This window comes from Actinomadura sp. NPDC000929 (genome assembly GCF_040492065.1).
GTDB lineage: Bacteria > Actinomycetota > Actinomycetes > Streptosporangiales > Streptosporangiaceae > Spirillospora > Spirillospora verrucosospora.
The window spans coordinates 52,229-71,951 of sequence record NZ_JBEUPA010000016.1 but is presented as its reverse complement, the minus strand read 5'-3'; the positions used below and the strand labels follow the sequence as shown (position 1 = coordinate 71,951).

The following is a 19,723-nucleotide window of genomic DNA, read 5'->3' as shown; positions in this document are numbered from 1 at the left end:
ACGATGTTCGAGCGTTTCACCGCGGACGCGCGGCAGACGGTCATCGGGGCCCAGGCCGAGGCGCGGGCGCTGCGCGACGGCCGCATCGGCACCGAGCACGTCCTGCTCACCCTGGCGGGAGCCGAGAGCGCCACCGGACGCGTCCTGCGCGAGCACGGGCTCGGCCCGGACGACCTGCGGGCCCGGATCGTTCGGCTCAACCGCGCGGGCGGCGACGTCCTCGACCCCGACGCCCTGCGCAGCATCGGGATCGACCTGGACGCCGTCCGCGAGGCCACCGAGCAGAGCTTCGGCGAGGGCGCCCTCGACGCGCCGGCCGGGAGGAGCGGCCGGGTCCGCCGGGGTCACATCCCCCTCACGCCGCACGCCAAGAAGGCGCTGGAGCTGAGCCTGCGGCACGCCCTCCGGCTCGGCCAGAAGGAGATCCGCAGCGGCCACCTGCTTCTCGGCGTCCTGCACGACGGCGACTTCTCGTCGGTGCGGCTGGCCACCGAGGCGGGGGCGGACGTCGAGGAGCTGCGCGCCGAGATGAGCCGCCTGCTGGCGGCCAAGGCGGCCTGACCACCCGGTCAGCCGAAGGCGCCGGTGAGGGCGCCGACACAGGCGGCGCCGCGGGCGGGATCGTAGGGGAAGCGCCGTTTGCACTCGCCCGAGACCCACGACGGGGCGTGACGGGCCCGCGGCGGCTTTCGCGCCGCGGGCCTGTGGTGCCGCCGCACGGGGCGGTGGTGCCGGCGCGGCGAGGCGGCGGCGTGCTCGCGGCGGTGGGCCCGCTTCTTCTTCCCGGCATGGTGGCGGGACGGGTACGCGCGGGGCTCCGCAACGTCCCGTCCCGGTGGCGGGGTCGACGCGGGAACGGGCTTGGCCGACGGCGCCGGCGTGGTGACGCCGTCCGCCGGACGGGCCGGCGCGACCCGTGTCGACCCGTACGCGATGACGAGGAACAGCCCCGCGGCGAGGGCGAGCGCCGCGACGACCGCCGACAGGCGGCTCGGACGGCGGACGGGCGGCCGGGGCTCGCCGCGGGTGAACCCGGCGGGCGGAAGGCTGGAAGAAAGGCGCACCCCATGATGGTCACGCTGCGCACCCGTCCGGACACGGAGACGCGCCGCAACCGTTGCCAGCTCGATACCTTGGCTAGGGGCGCCGCCGCGCGCGCAGGGCGATTTTCTCGGCCAACGCGGAGAAGGCCGACACCGACCACCACAACCCGCGCCGGAGGACTTCCCGGTCACGCCGGACTTCGCGGCCGGGGCCCTCTAGCCCCCGGCCGGGGTGACGGTGAAACGGCGAAGGTCGAGCGCCGGGTTCTTCGCTCGGACGGCCTTGACGCGCTCGGGCGAGACGTCCCCGGACACGACCCCGGTCCCCTCCCCCAGCGCGGCCACGACGACGCCCATCGGGTCGACGACCATGCTGTTGCCCGCGCCGGTCGGGGCGCACTGGTCGGCGGCCGCCACGTAGATCGTGTTCTCGATCGCCCGGGCCCGCACCAGCGTCCGCCAGTGGTCCTCCTTGAGCGGCCCCGGAACCCATTCGGCGGGCAGCGCCAGGACGTCGGCGCCCGCGTCCACGATCCGCCGCGTCACCTCCGGGAACCGCACGTCGTAGCAGGTCTGCATCCCGAACGTGACGCCGTCGACGGCGAAGGTCCGCGGCTCGCCGATCTCGCCGGGCCGCACCAGCGCCGACTCCTCGTACCCGAACGCGTCGTACAGGTGGATCTTGCGGTACTCGGCGACGACGCCCGCGCCGGGGGCGACGGCGACGAGCGTGTTGGAGATGCGGTCCGGGTCGTCCAGCCGCTCGTTCACTCCCGCGACGACGTGGACGCCGTGGCGCCGTGCCAGCTCGCCGAGCCCGGCCACGAACGGGCCGTCCAGCGGCTCGGCCGAGTCGACGAAACGCCGGTCCATCTTCGGCGCGGTGAACATGGAGAACTCGGGAAGCACCACGACCCGCGCGCCCTGCCCGGCCGCCTCGGCGGCCAGCCCGCCGATCGCCGCCAGGTTCTCGTCCTTGTCGGTTCCGGGCGCGAACTGCGCCACCGCGACCCGCACCATACGTCCTCCTACATCCTGTCGACGCCGGTCACCCGGACGACGGCCTCGCCCTCCTGGTCGGAGCCCGCGAGGTCGACCTCGGCGCTGATGCCCCAGTCGTGGTGCCCCTCCGGGTCGTCGAAGACCTGCCGGACGCGCCACAGCGCGTCCTCCGGGACCTCCTCGATCTGCAGCAGCTTCGGCCCCCGCGCGTCGGGCCCGGTGAGCAGCTCGTCGTGCTCCTCGAAGTAGCGGTCCATGGCCTGCGCCCACGCGTCGGCGCCGAAGTCGGGGTCCAGCGCGCCGAGGTCGCCGTAGCGCTCCAGCGCCGCCAGCTCCACCCGGCGGAACATCGCGTTGCGCACCAGCACCCGGAACGCCCGCGCGTTCGCGGTGACCCTGGTGACGCGCTCCTCGATCGGCTCGTCCAGATCCTCGGCGGCGGGGTTGGCGAGCTGCTCCCACTCGTCCAGCAGGCTGGAGTCGACCTGCCGGACCAGCTCGCCCAGCCACTCGATCAGGTCGATCAGGTCGTCGGTCTTGATCGACTCCGGGACGGTCTGCTGCAGCGCCTTGTAGGCCCCCGACAGGTACCGCAGGACGAGCCCCTCGCCCCGCGCCAGCTCGTAGTGGCCGATGTACTCGGTGAACGTCATCGCCCGCTCGTACATGTCGCGCACGACCGACTTCGGGCGCAGCGGGTGGTCGCCGACCCAGGGGTGCCCGGCCCGGTACACCTCGTAGGCGGCGCCGAGCACGTCCTCCAGCGGCTTCGGGTGGTCGACGTCCTGGAGCAGCTCCATCCGCTCCTCGTACTCGATGCCCTCGGCCTTCATCTCCTGGACGGCCTCGCCCCGCGCCTTGTTGACCTGCGCGGCCAGGATCTGCCGCGGGTCCTCCAGCGTCGCCTCGATCACCGACAGCACGTCCAGCGCGTACGACGGCGACGCCGGGTCGAGGATCTCGAAGGTCGCGAGCGCGAACGTCGACAGCGCCTGGTTGAGCGCGAAGTCCTCCTGGAGGTCGACGGTGATGCGCGCGTACCGGCCGGCGTCGTCCGGCTCCGGCAGCACCTCGACGACGCCGCCCGCGAGCAGCGAACGGTAGATCGCGATGGCGCGGGAGATGTGCCTGCGCCGCGCCGCGGGCTCCTCGTGGTTGTCGGTCAGCAGCCGCTTCATGGCCTGGAACGCGTTGCCCGGCCGCGCGATCACCGACAGCAGCATCGCGTGGCTGACCTGGAACCGGGACCGGAGCATCTCCGGCGCGGCCTCCTGCAGCTTCTTGAAGACGTCCTCGTCCCAGCCGACGAACCCCTCCGGCGGCTTCTTGCGCTGGACCTTCCGCCTCTTCTTCGGGTCGTCGCCGGCCTTGGCCAGCGCCTTCTCGTTCTCCACCACGTGCTCGGGCGCCTGCGCGACGACGAACCCGACCGTGTCGAACCCGGCCCGTCCCGCCCGTCCGGCGATCTGGTGGAACTCCCGCGCCCTGAGCCGCCGCACCCGGTGCCCGTCGTACTTGCTGAGCGCGGTGAACACGACGGTCCTGATGGGGACGTTCACCCCCACCCCCAGGGTGTCGGTCCCGCAGATGACCTTCAGCAGGCCCGCCTGCGCGAGGCGCTCCACCAGCCGCCGGTACTTGGGGAGCATCCCGGCGTGGTGGACCCCGATGCCGTGCCGGACGAACCGCGACAGGTTGCGCCCGAACTTCGTGGTGAACCGGAAGTTGCCGATCAGCTCGGCGATCCGCGCCTTCTCCTCCTTGGTGCACACGTTGATGCTCATCAGCGCCTGCGCCCGCTCGATCGCCGCCGCCTGCGTGAAGTGCACCAGGTAGATCGGCGCCTTCTGCTCGGCCAGCAGCTCCTCGATCGTCTCGTGCAGCGGCGTCACCCGGTAGTCGTAGATGAGGGGCACGGGCCGCTCCGCCGACGTCACCAGGGCCGTCGGCCGCCCCGTCCGCCGCGTCAGGTCCTTCTGGAAGAACGAGACGTCGCCGAGGGTGGCCGACATGAGCAGGAACTGGGTCTGCGGCAGTTCCAGCAGCGGTATCTGCCACGCCCAGCCCCGCTCGGGCTCGGCGTAGAAGTGGAACTCGTCCATCACGACCACGCCGATGTCGGCGTCCGCGCCGTCCCTGAGCGCGATGTTCGCCAGCACCTCGGCCGTGCAGCAGATGATCGGCGCGTCCGCGTTCACGCTGGCGTCGCCGGTCATCATCCCGACGTTGTCGCGCCCGAACATCTCGCACAGGTCGAAGAACTTCTCCGACACCAGCGCCTTGATGGGCGCGGTGTAGAACCCGACCTGGTCGCGGCCGAGCCCGGCGAACAGCGCCCCCGCCGCCACCAGGCTCTTGCCCGACCCGGTCGGCGTGGAGAGGATCACGTTCGCGCCGGACACCACCTCGATGAGCGCCTCCTCCTGGGCGGGGTACAGCGTGATCCCGCGCCCCGACACCCACCGTTCGAACGCCTCGAACAGCGAGTCGGCGTCGGTGTCGTTTCCGGAGGGAAGCTCATCGATAAGGCTCACCCCTCCATCCTGCCCCCGATCACCCACTGCCCGCGCCGGACGCGGCCCCCCGTCCTAGACCAGCCCGTGGCCGTACTTCGCCATGAGGGGTTCGAGATCAGGCTCCCCGAAGGACTCACGCATCGCCTCGAACACGGAGACCTTCTCCTCCCCGAACCGCCGGACGCGGCCGGCGTACGCGGCGGCGGACACGAAGGTCGGCGGATCGGTCTTGCTGTGGAACTTGTCGGCGTACATGACGAGCCGCTCCTCGCCGGTCACGGCGACGTAGTCGCCGGCGGGCACGGGAAGCCGCTGCCGCGCGATGTCCTCCCTGGTCAAGCCCACCCCGGTGTGGCACGAGCAGAACCGGCAGATCTCCTCTGGGAGCCCCTCGTCCCGGAGGATCTCGTGACCGAGCACCCCGTGCCGGACGTAGCCGCTGAGGTCGATCGCCCCGGACGGGCCGTACAGCCGGTAGACGCCGAGGTCGTGCAGCAGGCACCCGGCCCGCACGAGGTCCGCGTCGACCGCGAGCCCCGCCCCGTCCATGATCCGCTCGGCGATCTCGCTCACAATGACGCAGTGCGTCCACACGGCCTCGAACGCGGCTTCCCCCGGCGCGTACCGCTCGTGCAGCGCCCGGATCTCGTCATCCCCCGGTATCTCCACCCCACGACCTTAAGGCCGCGGCGCCCGCGCCGTGATTAGGGACGGACCGTGCGGCAACAAAGGGCTGAACGAATCGAGGAACGCGAGAGGAGCCGAGCGGATGGACAAGAAGGAGCCGGAGGACCGGGGCCCGGGAGCCAGTTCCGGGCTGGAGGACCAGCCGCACGAGCGGGTCGTCCCGGGCAGCGAGAGCGCCGAAGAGGGCTACGAGGGAGACGCCGAGAGCGGGACCCGCGGCGGCGACCCGATCGCCGGGGTGGAACTGGACCCGGACGAGGAGCCGTGAGCCACGACCGCGTCGCCGTCGTCACGGGTGCCGACTCGGGCATCGGGAAGGCGACCGCGGTCGCGCTGGCCCGCAGGGGATTCGATGTCGGCATCACCTACCGGTCCGACCGGGAAGGGGCCGAGGGGACGGCGCGGGAGGTCGAGGGCGAGGGACGGCGGGCGGCCGTCCGGCGGCACGACCTGACCGACCCGGTGCGGGCGGCCGGGGCCGTCGACGAGCTGGCCGACGAGCTCGGCGGGCTCGGGGTGCTGGTCAACAACGCCGGGACGGGCAGTATGCGGCACCTGCTCGACATGGGCTTCGAGGAGTGGCGCGAGGTCGTCTCGGTCGACCTGGACGGGGCGTTCCTGTGCTCGCAGCGGGCCGCCCGGCGGATGGCGGGCCGCGGCGAGGGCGGCCGCATCGTCAACGTGACCAGCGTCCACGAGGAGTACCCACGGGTCGGGGCCGGGCCGTACTGCGCCGCCAAGGGCGGGCTGAAGATGCTCGCCCGGGTGCTGGCCCTGGAGCTGTCCGAGCACGGGATCACCGTCAACACGGTGGCGCCCGGAGAGATCGCGACGCCGATGACCGGGCAGCACGACCGGCCGCCCGAGCCGGAGAGCCGGGCGGGATACCCGCTGGCGCGGCCCGGGCACGCCGGGGAGGTCGCGGAGGCGATCGCCTTCCTGGCGAGCCCGGAGGCCTCCTACGTGACGGGCGCGTCGCTGTTCGTGGACGGCGGCCTCGGGCTCATGGGGCCGCAGGCCGCGGGGGCTCTGGAGTCCCCGGAGTGGCGGAAGGGCTGACCGTCAGGCGCTCACCTCGGTGCGGTCGCCGCCCCAGAGGGTGTGGAAGGAGCCGTCGCGGTCGGTGCGGCGGTAGGTGTGGGCGCCGAAGAAGTCGCGCTGCCCCTGGGTGAGCGCGGCCGGCAGGCGGTCGGCTCGCAGCGAGTCGTAGTAGGCCAGGGCGGTGGAGAAGCCGGGCGCGGGGACGCCGATGTGCGCGGCGGCGGCGACCACCTCGCGCCAGGCGCCCTGGGCGTCGCCCACGGCCTCGGCGAAGTGGTCGTCGGTCAGCAGCGTCGGCGTCTGCGGGTCGGCCTCGTAGGCGGCGCGGATGCGGTCCAGGAACCGGGCCCGGATGATGCAGCCGCCGCGCCAGATGGTGGCCATCGCGCCGAGGTCGATGTTCCATCCGTACTCGGCGCTGCCCGCCTGGATCTCGTGGAACCCCTGCGCGTACGCCACGATCTTTGATGCGTACAGGGCCTTCTCCACGGCGTCGGCGAAGCCGGAGCCCGCCATGACCGTGCGGGACGGCCCGGGCAGGCCGCGGGCGGCCTCGCGCAGCGCGGCGTGGCCGGAGACGGACCGGGCGAACACGGCCTCGGCGATGCCGCCCACCGGGACGCCGAGGTCGAGGGCGGTCTGCACGGTCCAGCGGCCGGTGCCCTTCTGCTCGGCCTGGTCCAGGACGACGTCCACGAACGGCTTGCCGGTCGACGCGTCGGTGTGCGCGAGCACCTCGGCGGTGATCTCGATCAGGTAGGACTCCAGACGCCCGGTGTTCCAGGTGCGGAACACCTCGGCGATCTCGGCGGGCGCGAGCCCGGCGGCGTGCCGCAGCAGGTCGTAGGCCTCGGCGATCAGCTGCATGTCGGCGTACTCGATGCCGTTGTGCACCATCTTCACGAAGTGCCCGGCGCCGTCCGGGCCGACGTGCGTGCAGCACGGCGTCCCGTCGACCTTGGCGGAGATGTCCTCCAGCAGCGGGCCGAGCGCCTCGTAGGACTCGGCGGAGCCGCCCGGCATGATGCTCGGGCCGAGCAGCGCGCCCTCCTCGCCGCCGGAGACGCCGGTGCCGACGAAGTGGATCCCGCGCTCGCGCAGCGCGGCCTCGCGGCGGCGGGTGTCGGCGAAGTTCGCGTTGCCGCCGTCGACGATCATGTCACCGGGCTCCAGCAGCGGGGCGAACTCGTCGATGACCGCGTCGGTCGGGCCGCCCGCCTTCACCATGACGACCAGCCGCCGGGGCCGCTCCAGCGACTCCACGAACCGCTCCGGCGTCTCCGCGGGCAGGAACGTCCCCTCGTCGCCGAACTCCTCCACCAGCGCCTTGGTCCTGGCCGACGTGCGGTTGTGCACGGCCACGGGATGCCCGTGCCGGGCGAGGTTGCGGGCCAGGTTCCGCCCCATCACCGCCAGCCCGGTGACACCGATTCGCGCCTTCTGCATTGGCTCACTCCTCCTCGTGTGCGACCCTGACCAAGGGGTTGTACGCGGCTCATGATCCCCCCGTTCGAGCGCCCGGGACCGCATGCCCGCGCCCGGCGCGGGAAAGGGCCGCGCGTTGAGGACCACTATCGATAGTGCCATCTACCTGGGGGTGCGATGCTGGGACTGCCGGACGAGGCGGCCGCGTGTCTTTTCGATCTCGACGGGGTGCTGACCCGGACCGCGGCAGTTCACGCGGCGGCGTGGAAGGAGATGTTCGACGGCTACCTGCGCGAGCGGGCGGAGCGGACCGGTGAGGCGTTCACCGAGTTCGACCCCGTGCGCGACTACGGCCGGTACGTCGACGGCAAGAGGCGCGAGGACGGGACGCGCTCGTTCCTGGAGTCGCGCGGCATCTCCCTGCCCGAGGGCGATCCGGACGACCCGCCCGAGAAGGAGACGATCAGGGGTCTGGGGAACCGCAAGAACGCCCTGGTCCTGAAGCTGATCGAGGAGAAGGGCGTCGAGACGTTCGAGGGCTCGATCGACTACGTCCGCAAGGCGCGGGAGGCGGGGCTGAAGACGGCCGTGGTCTCCTCCAGCGCCAACACCGTCCAGGTCCTGCGGACGGCCGGCATCACCGACCTGTTCGACGCGCGCGTCGACGGCGTCGTCGCCGCGGAGCGGAACCTGCCCGGCAAGCCCGCCCCCGACACGTTCCTCGCGGGGGCCGAGGAGCTCGGCGTCCCGGCCGGCAAGGCGGTGGTCTTCGAGGACGCCCTCGCCGGCGTCCAGGCGGGGCGGGCCGGAGCGTTCGCCTACGTCGTCGGCGTCAACCGGGTCGGCGACGAGCACGCGAAGGCGCTCGCCGAACACGGCGCCGACGTGGTGGTCGACGACCTGTCCGAGCTGCTGGAGGCGCCGTGAGCACGCACGAAGGCCAGGCCGGGGCCGACCGGCCCGTGTTCTCCGTGGAGCCGTGGTGCGTGCGGGAGCCGGAGCTGCGGCTGGACCGGCTGGCCCAGACCGAGTCGGTGTTCGCCCTCTCCAACGGGCACGTCGGAATGCGCGGCAACCTCGACGAGGGCGAGCCCCACGGGCTCCCCGGCACCTACCTGAACTCCTTCTACGAGCAGCGCCCCCTGCCGCACGCCGAGACCGCCTACGGCTACCCCGAGATGGGCCAGACGGTCATCAACGTCACCAACGGCAAGGTGATCCGGCTGCTCGTCGACGACGAGCCGCTCGACGTGCGCTACGGCCGGCTGCACCACCACGAGCGGATCCTCGACATGCGCGCGGGGACGCTGACCCGGCACGTGGAGTGGACCTCCCCGGCCGACCGGACGATCAAGGTGACCTCGGTCCGGATGGTGTCGCTGACCCAGCGCGCCGTCGCGGCGATCTGCTACGAGGTCGAGCCGGTCGACGAGGCGGTCCGGGTCGTCGCCCAGTCGGAGCTGGTGGCCAACGAGGCCCTGCCCGGCGGCGGCAAGGACCCGCGCGAGTCGGCGATCCTGAGCAGCCCGCTCGTCGGCGAGGAGCACGTCGCCAACGGCACCAAGGTGCTGCTGCTGCACCGGACGCGGCAGAGCGGCCTGCGGATGGCCGCCGGGATGTCGCACGACATCGAGGGCCCGGAGTCGATGGCGATCGACACCGAGAGCTCCAAGGACGTGGGGCGGCTGACGGTCGCGACGCGGCTGGAGCCGGGGCAGCGGCTGCGCATCGTCAAGTACATCTCCTACGGCTGGTCGAGCCGGCGGTCGCGTCCCGCGCTGCACGACCAGGTGGTCGGGGCGCTGGCGGGCGCGCGGCAGACCGGCTGGCAGGGCCTGCTGGACGAGCAGCGCGAGTACCTCGACGAATTCTGGGAGGGCGCCGACGTCGAGGTCGACGGGGACGCCGAGATCCAGCAGGCGGTCAGGTTCGGGCTGTTCCACGTCCTGCAGGCCGGCGCCCGCGCGGAGCGCCGCATGATCCCGGCCAAGGGGCTGACCGGGCCGGGCTACGACGGGCACACGTTCTGGGACACCGAGACGTTCGTGCTGCCGGTCCTCACCTACACCTCCCCCGGCGCCGCGGCGGACGCCCTCGGCTGGCGGCACATGACGCTGCCGCTGGCCCGGGACCGTGCCAACCAGCTCGGCCTGGAGGGCGCGACGTTCCCGTGGCGCACGATCCGCGGGCACGAGTGCTCGGGCTACTGGCCGGCCGGCACCGCGGCGTTCCACATCAACGCCGACATCTCCGACGCCGTCGTCCGGTACGTGGACGCCACGCAGGACGAGCAGTTCGAGCGGGAGATCGGCCTGGACATCCTGGTCCACACGGCCCGGCTGTGGCGCAGCCTCGGCCACCACGACGTGGGCGGGGTGTTCCGCATCGACGGGGTCACCGGCCCCGACGAGTACAGCGCGGTGGTCGACAACAACGTCTACACCAACCTGATGGCGCGCCGGAACCTCCAGGAGGCCGCCGAGACGGCGATGCGCCACCCGGACGTGGCCGACCGGCTCGGCGTGAACGCCGAGGAGGCGGCGTCGTGGCGGGACGCGGCGGCGGCGATGCTCATCCCCTACGACGAGCGTCTCGGCGTCCATCCGCAGAGCGAGAGCTTCACCAACCACGCCCGCTGGGACTTCTCGGCCACCAAACCCGACCACTATCCCCTGCTGCTGAACTACCCCTACTTCGACCTCTACCGCAAGCAGGTGGTCAAGCAGGCCGACCTCGTGCTCGCCCTGCACCTGTGCGGCGACGCGTTCACCGAGGAGCAGAAGGAGCGCGACTTCGCCTACTACGAGGGCCTGACCGTCCGCGACTCCTCGCTGTCGGCGCAGACGCAGGCGGTCGTCGCCGCCGAGGTCGGGCAGCTGGAGCTGGCGCACGACTACCTCGGCGAGACCGCGCTGATGGACCTGCACGACCTGAACCACAACACCCGCGACGGGCTGCACATCGCCTCGATGGCGGGCGCGTGGAGCGGCCTGGTCGCCGGGTTCGGCGGGATGCGGGCGGGCAGGGGCACGCTGCGGTTCGCGCCGCGGCTGCCCGGCGGGATCAGCCGGCTGGCGTTCCGGATGCGGTACCGCGGCAACCGGATCAAGGTCAGCGTGACGGGCGAGGCGGCCCGCTACGAGCTGCTGGACGGCCGGGGCCTCACGCTGTGGCACCACGGCGAGCGGTTCACGCTCGCCGACGAGCCCGTCGAGCTGCCGATCGAGCAGATCCCGGTGCGCCCGCCGGTGACGCAGCCGGCGGGGCGGGAACCGGCCCCGCGGCGCATCGACCCGCACGGGCGCGATCCCCGCCGCCGCTAGGCGGGGTCGCTCCCCGGAGCGCAGACGCGCGCGCAGCCGTCCGCCCCGGAGGCCCGCGTCCCGTCCGCCGGGCGGGGCGCGGGCTCCCCGGCGCCTGCCGGCACGAGCAGGCGGCGCGGCCCGGGCCCCTCGTCGCCGAGCCGGTCGTAGGGGTTGGCGAGGGCGCACTTGTTGATCGACAGGCAGCCGCAGCCGATGCAGTCGGTGAGGTCGTCGCGCAGCCGTTCGAGCTGCCGGATGCGCGCGTCGAGGTCGCCGCGCCACCGCTCCGAGAGGCGCGCCCAGTCCGCCACCGTGGGGGTGCGCTCCTCGGGGAGGGTGGCGAGCGCGTCGCGGATGTCGCCGAGCGGGATCCCGACGCGCTGCGAGACCTTGATGAACGAGACCCGGCGGAGCGTGTCCCGGCTGAACCGCCGCTGGTTGCCCGCCGTGCGGCGGCTCTTGATCAGTCCCTTGGACTCGTAGAAGTGCAGCGCCGAGACGGCCACGCCGCTCCGCTCGGCGAGCTGCCCGACGGTGAGTTCGTGCACCCGGTGCTCCAGCCGCGTCATGCACCGGATCCTACGCGTTCCTCAACCGCGCTTGAGGTTGCCCTGGCGGGCGGCGACCAGGTCAGTAGTGGGGGCCCGGCCGGTACTGGGCGGCCGGGCTCGGCCCGCCCGGGCGCTCGGCGGCCTGGCCGAGCCGGCGCAGCCGGAACGCCGCGCCGATCATGGCGGCGCCGGTCAGGACGGCCAGCAGCCCGATCAGCCAGACGATGGCGATCGCGCCGGAGACGGGCCACGCGAACAGCATGATCCCGAAGATCAGCGAGACGGCGCCGGTGAGCACGTACGCCCACTCGCCCTTGAGCTGCTTGCGCATCGCGAGCGCCACCCCGATCTCCAGCACGCCGGTGGCGACCGCCCAGGCGGCGATCAGCATGAGCAGGACGAACGCGGTGATGCCGGGCCACACCAGCGCCGCGACGCCGAGCGCGACCCCCGCGGCCCCCGACAGGGCCAGCAGGCCGCGCGGCCCTCCGGACGTGCCGCGGATCGCCTGCGCCACCGCGAACACGCCGTCCACCAGGGCGTACGCGCCGAACAGCACCACCAGCGCGAAGACGGTGATGCCCGGCCACACCCAGGCGACGATGCCGAAAATGATCGCGAACGTGCCGCGCAGCGCGAGCACCCACCAGTGGCGGGTCATCAGATCGAACATGCCGGCCTCCCCGGGGACGGAACCTCCTCTAGTGTCCGTCTCCGCCCCTTTCGGGGAACGCAAAGGCCGGTCGCGAACTTCGCAAAGTTCGCGACCGGCCCACGGGTCCGGCCGGTGGTCCGGCTCCGGCCGAGCGTCAGTGCTCCAGGCGGCGCACCAGGTCGTGGTACTCGTCCCACAGCGCCTTCGGCGTGTGGTCGCCGAACTTCTCGAAGAACTCCGGCACGAGGGCGGCCTCCTGCTTCCACACCTCGGTGTCCACCGACAGCAGCGTCTCCAGGTCGGCGTCGTCGATGTCCAGGCCCTCGGTGTCGAGCGCCTCCCGGGTCGGCAGGTGCCCGATCGGGGTCTTGACCGCGTCGGCCTTGCCGTTGAGGCGCTCGACGATCCACTTCAGCACGCGGCTGTTCTCGCCGAAGCCGGGCCAGATGAACCTGCCGTCGGCGTTCTTGCGGAACCAGTTGACGTAGTAGATCCGCGGGAGCTTCTCCGCGTCGGTCGCCTTGCCGATCTCCAGCCAGTGGCCGAAGTAGTCGCCCATGTTGTAGCCGCAGAACGGCAGCATCGCGAACGGGTCGCGGCGCAGCTCGCCGACGGCGCCCTCGGCGGCGGCGGTCTTCTCGGACGCGACGTTGGCGCCGAGGAACACGCCCTGCTGCCAGTCGAACGACTCGGTGACCAGCGGGACTGCGGAGGCGCGGCGGCCGCCGAACAGGATCGCCGAGATCGGGACGCCCTTCGGGTCCTCCCACTCGTCGGCGATGATCGGGCACTGCCCGGCCGGGGTGGTGAAGCGGGCGTTCGGGTGGGCGGCCGGGCTCTCGGAGTCCGGCGTCCAGTCGTTGCCCTTCCAGTCGGTCAGGTGCGCGGGCGGCTCGTCGGTGAGGCCCTCCCACCACACGTCGCCGTCGTCGGTGAGGGCGACGTTCGTGAAGATGCTGTTGCCCCACAGCGTCTTGACCGCGTTGGCGTTGGTGCTCTCGCCGGTGCCGGGCGCGACGCCGAAGAACCCGGCCTCGGGGTTGATGGCGTAGAGGCGGCCGTCGTCGCCGAAGCGCATCCAGGCGATGTCGTCGCCGATCGTCTCGACCTTCCATCCGGGGATGGTCGGCTCCAGCATGGCGAGGTTGGTCTTGCCGCACGCCGACGGGAACGCGGCGGCGACGTAGCGGGTCTCACCGGTGGGCGGCGTCAGCTTCAGCACGAGCATGTGCTCGGCCATCCAGCCTTCGTCGCGGGCCATCGTCGAGGCGATGCGCAGCGCGTAGCACTTCTTGCCGAGCAGCGCGTTGCCGCCGTACCCGGACCCGTAGGACCAGATCTCCCGGGTCTCGGGGAAGTGGGTGATGTACTTGGTGGAGTTGCACGGCCACTTGACGTCCTCCTGGCCCGGCTCCAGGGGGGCGCCGACGGAGTGGACGGCCCGGACGAACGACCCGCGCTCCTCGATCAGGCGCAGCGCGCCCTCGCCCATCCGCGTCATGATCCGCATGGACACGGCGACGTAGGCGGAGTCGGTGATCTCCACGCCCAGCTGCGAGATGTTGCCCCCGAGCGGGCCCATGCAGAACGGCACCACGTACATGGTGCGGCCCTTCATGCAACCCGCGAAGAGGCCGCCCAGGGTCTCGCGCATCTCGGCCGGCGCGATCCAGTTGTTGGTGGGACCGGCGTCCTCCTGCTTCTCCGAGCAGATGAACGTCCTGTCCTCGACGCGGGCGACGTCGGTGGGGTCGGAGGCCGCGTGGAAGCTGTTGGGCCGTTTGGCGGGGTCGAGTCGCGTCAGGGTGCCCTGCTCGACGAGGAGGCCGGTGAGCCGTTCCCACTCCTCCTCCGAGCCGTCACACCACTCGACCCGGTCGGGCCCGGTCAGCTCGGCGATCCCGCGTACCCACTCAATCAGTTCGGTGTGGCCGGTAGGGGCCTGGTCGAGGCCGGGGACCTGGTTGGACACGGGGCGTCTCCTTCAGCTGTTCGCAGGATCTTTGCATGATGAACAAGACCCGTCGTTTTTGCCATTTGGTCTGGACCAATCACGTCCGCTTTTGGGGCATGATGCCCGGTTCTGTGAGGGATATCACTGGTCGACGGCACCGACCGCCCGCATCCGCCCTCCGGACGGTGCGGGGGCGTTCAAGCTGGGTAAACGTGGGTTTCGGTGGCCTTGACGGCGGCCCAAACAGGGCTTCCCTCCGCCAATCCGAGCTCCGCGACGGCCGCGGGAGTGACGTCCGCTACGGCGTCGAAAGGCGGGCCGGACAGCCGCACCCGGACGCGGTCCCCGTGCCGTTCGACCGCGCCGACCGTCGTGCGCCAGAGGTTGCGCGGGCTGCCGTCGGGACGGGTCCGGTACAGCGCGACCGCCGATGGCGCGAAGGCGAGAAACACCTCACCTTCGAGCGAGTCGACAGTGTCGAGGGTCGCGGCGCCGTCACCCAGGGCGACCGTGCCCCCCTCGGCCCTGCCCCGGTACAGGTTCAGGCCGACCAGGCGCGCGACGTAGTCGGTGCGGGGCCGGCGCGCGACGTCGGCGGGGGTCCCCTGCTGGACGAGCCGGCCGCCCTCCACGACGACGAGGCGGTCGGCGAGGACCATGGCGTCCAGCGGGTCGTGCGTGACGAGCACGGCGGCGCCCCCGAACCCGGCGAGGTGGCGGCGCAGCGCGGCCCTGATCTCCAGCCGGGTGTGCGCGTCGAGCGCCGCGAGCGGCTCGTCCAGCAGCAGCAGGCGCGGGTCGACGGCCAGCGCGCGGGCGAGGGCCACCCGCTGCGCCTGCCCGCCCGACAGGGCCCGCGGGCGCGCGGACGCGTGCTCGGCGAGCCCCACCCGCTCCAGCCAGTCCCCGGCGATCCGCCGCGCGGCCCGGCGCCCGGCGCCCTGGCAGCGCGGCCCGAACGCGACGTTCTCCAGCGCCGTGAGGTGCGGGAACAGCAGGTAGTCCTGGAAGACCATGCCGATGCCGCGGCGGTCGGGCGGCAGCGGCCGCAGGTCCGCGCCGTCCACCCGGACGTGCCCGCCCGCCGTCGGCACGAGCCCGGCCAGGGCGCGCAGCGCGGTGCTCTTGCCCGCGCCGTTCGGGCCGAGCAGGGCCACGACCTCGCCCGGCCCCGCGGTGAGCGCGAGATCGAGGTCGAACGCGGCCCGGCGGACGACCAGCCGCGCGTCCAGCCCCCCGGGACCGCTCATCTCGCGCCGCCCACCCAACGGTCCCGGAGCGCGGCGAGAACGGCGACCGACACGGCGAGCAGGACGAGGCTGAGCACGATCGCCGCCTGCGGGTCGGTCTCCAGCGCCAGGTACACCGCGAGCGGCATCGTCTGCGTCCGGCCGGGGAAGTTGCCCGCGAACGTGATCGTCGCCCCGAACTCCCCGAGCGCCCGCGCCCAGCACAGGATCGTCCCGGCCGCGACGCCCGGTGCGACCAGCGGCAGCGTGACCCGCCGGAAGACCGTCCAGCGGCCGGCGCCGAGCGTGGCGGCCGCCTCCTCGTAGCGCAGGTCGGCGGCGCGCAGCGCGCCCTCCACGCTGATCACCAGGAACGGCATCGCCACGAACGCCTCGGCGAGCACGACGCCGGCCGTGGTGAAGGGGAACGTGAGGCCGAAGGCGCGGTCCAGCCACCCGCCGACCAGCCCGCGCCGTCCGAGCACGAGCAGCAGCGCGACGCCGCCGACCACCGGCGGCAGCACCAGCGGCACGGTCACCAGGGCCCGGACGAGCCGGACGCCGGGGAAGCGGACCCGGGCGAGCGTCCAGGCGAGCGGGACGCCGAGCAGAAGGCACAGGCAGGTGGCCAGGGTCGCGGTGAGCAGCGAGAGCCGGAGCGCCTCCAGGACCTGTGCCTGCAGGAGGCGCGTGCCGAGCGTCGACCACGGCGCCCGGACGAGCAGGCCGGCCAGCGGCAGCACCAGGAAGGCGAGCCCGAGCAGCGCGGGCGCGAGCAGCACCCAGGGCGGCCTCCCCGGCAGCCGGTCCGCCTCCCGCGGCGCTCTCCCCGGTCGGGTCACGGCCCCTCGAAGCCCGCCCGGCTCAGCACCGACCTGCCCTGCTCACCGACCACCAGCTGGATGAACTCCTTGGCGAGCGCGCCGTGCGGCGCCCTGGCGACCTCGACGATCGGGTAGTCGTTGATCGCCCTGGCGGCCTCCGGGAACTCGATGCCCGCGACCTCGCCGCCGGCGGCCTTCACGTCGGTGCGGTAGACGAGCCCGGCGTCGGCCTCCCCCAGCCCCACCTTCGTCAGGACGGCCTTGACGTCCTTCTCCCGCGACACCGGCTCGACCTCGACCCCGGCCGCGGCCAGGGCGGTCCCGGCCGCGGCGCCGCACGGCACCTGCACCGCGCACAGCACGACCTTCAGCCCCGGCCTGCCGAGGTCGCCCACCTTCGCGACCTTGCCGGGGTCCCCCTTCGGGACCGCGATGACCAGGCGGTTGCGGGCGAACACCCGCGGCTGCCCCGACGCGTCCCCGGCGCCGGTCACCGTCCTCATGGTGGCGGGGCTCGCGGCCGCGAACACGTCCGCCGGGGCGCCCTGCGTGATCTGCTGGGCCAGCGTCGAGCTGCCGCCGAACTGGAACCTGACCCTCACTCCCGGATGCGCGTCCTCGAACGTCTTCCCGAGCGCGGTGAACGCCTCGGTGAGCGAGGCCGCCGCGAACACCGTCAGGGTCGCGCCGCCCGGCTTCCCGCTCCCGGAGGAGCCCTCGCCCCCCACGTCGCCGCAGCCGGCCAGGAGGGTGAGCGCCAGCACCGCCGCCGACGCCGTTCGCTTGAACACGGTGCCTCCTCAGCCCTGGTCCGGGACCTCGACGACGACGTTCGTGGACTTGACGACGGCGTCGGCGACCACGCCCGCCTCCAGGCCGAGGTCGTCGGCCGCCTCGCGGCTCATCAGCGACACGACGCGGAACGGCCCCGCCTGGATCTCGACCTGCGCCATCACCCCGTCCCGGATGACCTCGGTGACGATCCCGCGCAGGCGGTTGCGCGCCGAGGAGAAGCGTTCGGCCTGGTCGGAGGGTCCGCTGCCGCGCGCCTGGTCGCGCACGAAGGCGGCCAGCGCGGCCCCCGGCACCCGCCGGTGCCCGTGCTCGTCCCGGGACGCCGGGAGCCGGCCGCCGTCCACCCAGCGGCGGACGGTGTCGGCGCTGACCCCGAGGAGCGCGGCGGCCTCGCTGATCCTGAACGTCGTCACCCCGCAAATCCTAGAGAGTCGCAAATGCAAGGGGAAGAGCGACAAGTCACTCGATATAGCGGCACTTCTGTCCTGATCGGCCTCGCACGCACGGCGGACGGCACCCCGTCTTCCCTCGCGCTCGCCCCGGATGTCACCATCTACTTACATCCCCCGAGGCGAGGAGGACCCGTGACGGCACAAGGCCCCGCGACCCTGGTGATCGAACGGCACGGGACGGCGAGCCTGCGCTCCCGGGCGGTCTCGGCGGGCGTCCGGCGGCTGGTGCGCCCCGGCCTCGCCCGGTTCGCGGGCCGGCCGTTCGACGAACTGGCGCTGCGCCGCGCCGCGCTCATCGACCGGCTCGCGGCGCGGGCCGGGACGCCGCGGCGCGTCCGCGTGGAGAAGGTCCGCCTCGACGGCTTCGGCGCCGAGTGGGTGTCCGCGCCCGGCGCCGCGCCGCCGCGCGACAAGGCGATCCTCTACCTGCACGGCGGCGGCTGGATCTCCTGCGGCCTCAACACGCACCGCCGGATGGTCGCCTCGTTCGCGGCCGCGTCCGGCGCCACGGCGCTGTCGGTGGACTACCGGATGATCCCCGCGGTCCCGTTCGAGCGGGAGGTCGAGGACTGCGTCACCGCCTACCGGTGGCTGCTGGAGGAGCGCGACATCGACCCCGGGCGCATTGTGATCATGGGCGACTCGGCGGGCGGGCACCTCACGTTCGCCACGGCGCTGCGCGCCCGCGAGGAGGGGCTGCCCATGCCCGCGGCGCTCGCGGCCCTGTCCCCCATGCTCGACATGGACCTGACCGGGAAGCTCGCCCACGCCAACATGGGCCTCGACCCCTCCGACCCCGGGGCGCTGCTGGAACGCCTCGTCGAGGGGTTCCTCGGCCACCTCGACCTCACCGACCCGGCGATCTCCCCCGTCCGCGCCGACCTCGCGGGGCTGCCGCCCGTCCTGCTCACCGCCGGGTCCACCGAGCTGCTGTACTGCGACTCCGAGCTGATGGCGCGGCGCCTCGCCGAGGCCGGGGTGCCGGTCACGCTCCAGGTGTGGGACCGGCAGCTGCACGTGTTCCAGATGTTCGGGCCGTACCTGCCCGAGTCGCGCGCCGCGATCGCCGCGCTCGGCGCGTTCGTCCGCGACGCCCTGGACGGCTGAGTCAGCGCGCCTCCAGCAGCGCCTCGGCGATCATCCCGAGGTTGGCGGCGTCCACGAGCCCCTCCCGCCTGATCCGCCCGAACGCGGCCACCACGACATAGGTGCGCTCGCCGGCGGCCGCCGCCCCGTGCGGGCCCGAGCCCCGGAGCCGCTCCAGCTCCTCGGCGGTGACCTCGGCGGAGAACAGGTGCGCGCGGTGCGCCGAGAGGGTCGCGTTCACCTGGCGGGAGCGGTGCTCGCGCAGCCGGCCGGGCTCCAGCGCAAGCCCCGTCTCCTCGGCGACCTCCGCGAGCGCCACCTCGCGGGGGCCGCCCGGCCCGGAACCGCCCGGCAGCTCGTGGACGGCCCCGTCCGCGCCCGCGCTCCGGAACTCCCGCACGAGCACGACCTGCGCCTCGTCGAGCGTCGCGCCGGGCCGGTACAGCACGACCGCCGAGATGTCCGGCCGCCCGATGACGATCTCGTTGTCCTTCACCCGGTCCTCCGCGGCCACGCGGACCCGGACGCGCAGGCCCCAGCACACCCCGAACCGGAACACCACCCGCGCCCCGAGCAGCGCGTTGCCCGCGCCCCGCTGGCCCGCGTACCAGCGCTGGAACGCCGCGTCCCGCCACAGCAGCAGCGGGACCTCGCGCTCCCCTCCGGCCCGGGGCGCGCCGGCGCCGATCCGGCGCAGCGCCGCCGCGACCGTCTCCGGCAGGCTGGAGGCCGTCGGCACCGCGGACTTCTCCGCGTAGTGCCGCAGGTAGCCGTTCCTCGGCGCCTCCGGCGGCGCGCCGAACACCGCCCGGCCGCTGTCGTGCCACATCCCCCACTCCACGTTCGTGGTGAAGGCGGGCATGGTCGCGAGGTCGCGCGGCACCCAGAAGACGACCTCGTCGGCCAGGTGCAGGCAGCGCTCCTCCCACTCGATCTGGCCGTCGTAGTCGTCGTAGCGGCCCTTCCGGTGCTCGGGGTCGAACACCACGAGCCGTCCGCCGCGCCAGCGGTCCCGCAGCTCGGCGTGGGCGCCGGGCCGCCACGAGGCGACCCCGGGCGCCCGGGGCGTGGGGCCCGCGAGGAAGACGGCCGCGTCCCAGCGGTCCGGCGGCTCCTCCCGCGCGTGGACGAGGGTGACGCCGTCGTCCATGCGGCGCC

19 protein-coding genes are annotated in these 19,723 nt (G+C 73.3%); 6 read left to right on the top strand and 13 right to left on the bottom strand.

Going from position 1 to position 19,723, the window contains the following annotated elements; genetic code table 11:
* The first annotated feature begins 3 nt into the window (after nucleotides 1-3).
* Nucleotides 4-561 (top strand): Clp protease N-terminal domain-containing protein, encoded by a 558-nt coding sequence (locus tag ABWI04_RS09170; protein ID WP_449718561.1) that lies wholly within the window; start codon nucleotides 4-6, stop codon nucleotides 559-561.
* Between the two features lie 8 nt (nucleotides 562-569).
* On the opposite strand, the gene ABWI04_RS09165 is transcribed toward ABWI04_RS09170, so the two are convergent.
* The 4 genes from ABWI04_RS09165 to ABWI04_RS09150 form a co-directional block, all read right to left on the bottom strand.
* Complete coding sequence (locus ABWI04_RS09165) at nucleotides 570-1,064, bottom strand: hypothetical protein (protein WP_345175240.1); 495 nt, start codon at nucleotides 1,062-1,064, stop codon at nucleotides 570-572.
* Nucleotides 1,065-1,259: 195 nt separating this feature from the next.
* Nucleotides 1,260-2,063, bottom strand: coding sequence for a carbon-nitrogen hydrolase family protein (locus ABWI04_RS09160; protein ID WP_345175242.1), 804 nt, complete (start codon nucleotides 2,061-2,063; stop codon nucleotides 1,260-1,262).
* An 8-nt stretch (nucleotides 2,064-2,071) separates the two neighbouring features.
* Nucleotides 2,072-4,579, bottom strand: coding sequence for a DEAD/DEAH box helicase (locus tag ABWI04_RS09155; protein ID WP_345175243.1), 2,508 nt, complete (start codon nucleotides 4,577-4,579; stop codon nucleotides 2,072-2,074).
* Nucleotides 4,580-4,633: 54 nt separating this feature from the next.
* Nucleotides 4,634-5,230 carry an HD domain-containing protein gene (locus ABWI04_RS09150; RefSeq protein ID WP_353832071.1) on the bottom strand — a complete coding sequence of 199 codons (597 nt, stop codon included), beginning with the start codon at nucleotides 5,228-5,230 and terminating at the stop codon, nucleotides 4,634-4,636.
* Nucleotides 5,231-5,330: 100 nt separating this feature from the next.
* Here ABWI04_RS09150 and ABWI04_RS09145 point away from each other — a divergent pair, with 100 nt between their 5' ends.
* Both ABWI04_RS09145 and ABWI04_RS09140 read left to right on the top strand, forming a co-directional pair.
* Entirely contained in the window at nucleotides 5,331-5,516 is a 186-nt protein-coding gene (locus tag ABWI04_RS09145) for a hypothetical protein (RefSeq protein ID WP_345175247.1), read from the top strand.
* Nucleotides 5,513-6,307: an SDR family oxidoreductase gene (locus ABWI04_RS09140; protein ID WP_353832070.1), complete on the top strand. Its 795-nt coding sequence runs from the start codon at nucleotides 5,513-5,515 to the stop codon at nucleotides 6,305-6,307. Before ABWI04_RS09145 ends, ABWI04_RS09140 begins: the two co-directional genes overlap by 4 nt.
* A gap of 3 nt (nucleotides 6,308-6,310) precedes the next feature.
* On the opposite strand, the gene gnd is transcribed toward ABWI04_RS09140, so the two are convergent.
* Nucleotides 6,311-7,735: an NADP-dependent phosphogluconate dehydrogenase gene (gene gnd / locus ABWI04_RS09135; RefSeq protein WP_353832069.1), complete on the bottom strand. Its 1,425-nt coding sequence runs from the start codon at nucleotides 7,733-7,735 to the stop codon at nucleotides 6,311-6,313.
* A 156-nt stretch (nucleotides 7,736-7,891) separates the two neighbouring features.
* Here gnd and ABWI04_RS09130 point away from each other — a divergent pair, with 156 nt between their 5' ends.
* Together ABWI04_RS09130 and ABWI04_RS09125 are read left to right on the top strand one after the other, a co-directional pair.
* A complete protein-coding gene (locus ABWI04_RS09130) occupies nucleotides 7,892-8,641 on the top strand; it encodes an HAD family hydrolase (protein ID WP_345175251.1) in 750 nt (249 codons plus the stop codon).
* Complete coding sequence (locus tag ABWI04_RS09125; RefSeq protein ID WP_345175253.1) at nucleotides 8,638-11,037, top strand: glycoside hydrolase family 65 protein; 2,400 nt, start codon at nucleotides 8,638-8,640, stop codon at nucleotides 11,035-11,037. The genes ABWI04_RS09130 and ABWI04_RS09125 overlap by 4 nt, the downstream gene beginning before the upstream one ends.
* Here ABWI04_RS09125 and soxR read toward each other — a convergent pair.
* The 7 genes from soxR to ABWI04_RS09090 form a co-directional block, all read right to left on the bottom strand.
* Entirely contained in the window at nucleotides 11,034-11,588 is a 555-nt protein-coding gene (gene soxR / locus ABWI04_RS09120) for a redox-sensitive transcriptional activator SoxR (RefSeq protein ID WP_345175255.1), read from the bottom strand. The two genes, ABWI04_RS09125 and soxR, sit on opposite strands and share 4 nt — an antisense overlap.
* A 61-nt stretch (nucleotides 11,589-11,649) precedes the next feature.
* Complete coding sequence (locus ABWI04_RS09115) at nucleotides 11,650-12,243, bottom strand: HdeD family acid-resistance protein (RefSeq protein WP_345175257.1); 594 nt, start codon at nucleotides 12,241-12,243, stop codon at nucleotides 11,650-11,652.
* Nucleotides 12,244-12,379: 136 nt separating this feature from the next.
* Nucleotides 12,380-14,197: a phosphoenolpyruvate carboxykinase (GTP) gene (locus ABWI04_RS09110; protein ID WP_345175259.1), complete on the bottom strand. Its 1,818-nt coding sequence runs from the start codon at nucleotides 14,195-14,197 to the stop codon at nucleotides 12,380-12,382.
* Nucleotides 14,198-14,376: 179 nt separating this feature from the next.
* Nucleotides 14,377-15,429, bottom strand: a complete 1,053-nt coding sequence (locus ABWI04_RS09105; RefSeq protein ID WP_353832068.1) for an ABC transporter ATP-binding protein — start codon at nucleotides 15,427-15,429, stop codon at nucleotides 14,377-14,379.
* Entirely contained in the window at nucleotides 15,426-16,250 is an 825-nt protein-coding gene (gene modB, locus ABWI04_RS09100) for a molybdate ABC transporter permease subunit (RefSeq protein WP_353832067.1), read from the bottom strand. Before modB ends, ABWI04_RS09105 begins: the two co-directional genes overlap by 4 nt.
* A complete protein-coding gene (modA, locus tag ABWI04_RS09095) occupies nucleotides 16,247-17,023 on the bottom strand; it encodes a molybdate ABC transporter substrate-binding protein (RefSeq protein WP_353832066.1) in 777 nt (258 codons plus the stop codon). The genes modB and modA overlap by 4 nt, the downstream gene beginning before the upstream one ends.
* 9 nt (nucleotides 17,024-17,032) lie before the next feature.
* Complete coding sequence (locus tag ABWI04_RS09090) at nucleotides 17,033-17,440, bottom strand: TOBE domain-containing protein (protein WP_345175267.1); 408 nt, start codon at nucleotides 17,438-17,440, stop codon at nucleotides 17,033-17,035.
* A gap of 171 nt (nucleotides 17,441-17,611) precedes the next feature.
* Between ABWI04_RS09090 and ABWI04_RS09085 the strand changes: the two genes are divergently transcribed.
* Entirely contained in the window at nucleotides 17,612-18,586 is a 975-nt protein-coding gene (locus tag ABWI04_RS09085; RefSeq protein WP_353832065.1) for an alpha/beta hydrolase, read from the top strand.
* Between the two features lies 1 nt (nucleotide 18,587).
* Here ABWI04_RS09085 and ABWI04_RS09080 read toward each other — a convergent pair whose 3' ends face one another.
* Nucleotides 18,588-19,715, bottom strand: a complete 1,128-nt coding sequence (locus ABWI04_RS09080) for a nucleoside 2-deoxyribosyltransferase domain-containing protein (protein ID WP_345175270.1) — start codon at nucleotides 19,713-19,715, stop codon at nucleotides 18,588-18,590.
* Nucleotides 19,716-19,723 lie beyond the last annotated feature (8 nt).

What these genes read in the sequence shown, in the direction of transcription:
- gnd (WP_353832069.1), bottom strand. Translation starts at nt 7,735, where the DNA reads ATGCAGAAGGCGCGAATCGGTGTCACCGGGCTGGCGGTGATGGGGCGG.
- ABWI04_RS09170 (WP_449718561.1), top strand. Translation starts at nt 4, where the DNA reads ATGTTCGAGCGTTTCACCGCGGACGCGCGGCAGACGGTCATCGGGGCC.
- soxR (WP_345175255.1), bottom strand. Translation starts at nt 11,588, where the DNA reads ATGACGCGGCTGGAGCACCGGGTGCACGAACTCACCGTCGGGCAGCTC.
- ABWI04_RS09130 (WP_345175251.1), top strand. Translation starts at nt 7,892, where the DNA reads ATGCTGGGACTGCCGGACGAGGCGGCCGCGTGTCTTTTCGATCTCGAC.
- ABWI04_RS09145 (WP_345175247.1), top strand. Translation starts at nt 5,331, where the DNA reads ATGGACAAGAAGGAGCCGGAGGACCGGGGCCCGGGAGCCAGTTCCGGG.
- ABWI04_RS09115 (WP_345175257.1), bottom strand. Translation starts at nt 12,243, where the DNA reads ATGTTCGATCTGATGACCCGCCACTGGTGGGTGCTCGCGCTGCGCGGC.
- ABWI04_RS09160 (WP_345175242.1), bottom strand. Translation starts at nt 2,063, where the DNA reads ATGGTGCGGGTCGCGGTGGCGCAGTTCGCGCCCGGAACCGACAAGGAC.
- ABWI04_RS09105 (WP_353832068.1), bottom strand. Translation starts at nt 15,429, where the DNA reads ATGAGCGGTCCCGGGGGGCTGGACGCGCGGCTGGTCGTCCGCCGGGCC.
- ABWI04_RS09080 (WP_345175270.1), bottom strand. Translation starts at nt 19,715, where the DNA reads ATGGACGACGGCGTCACCCTCGTCCACGCGCGGGAGGAGCCGCCGGAC.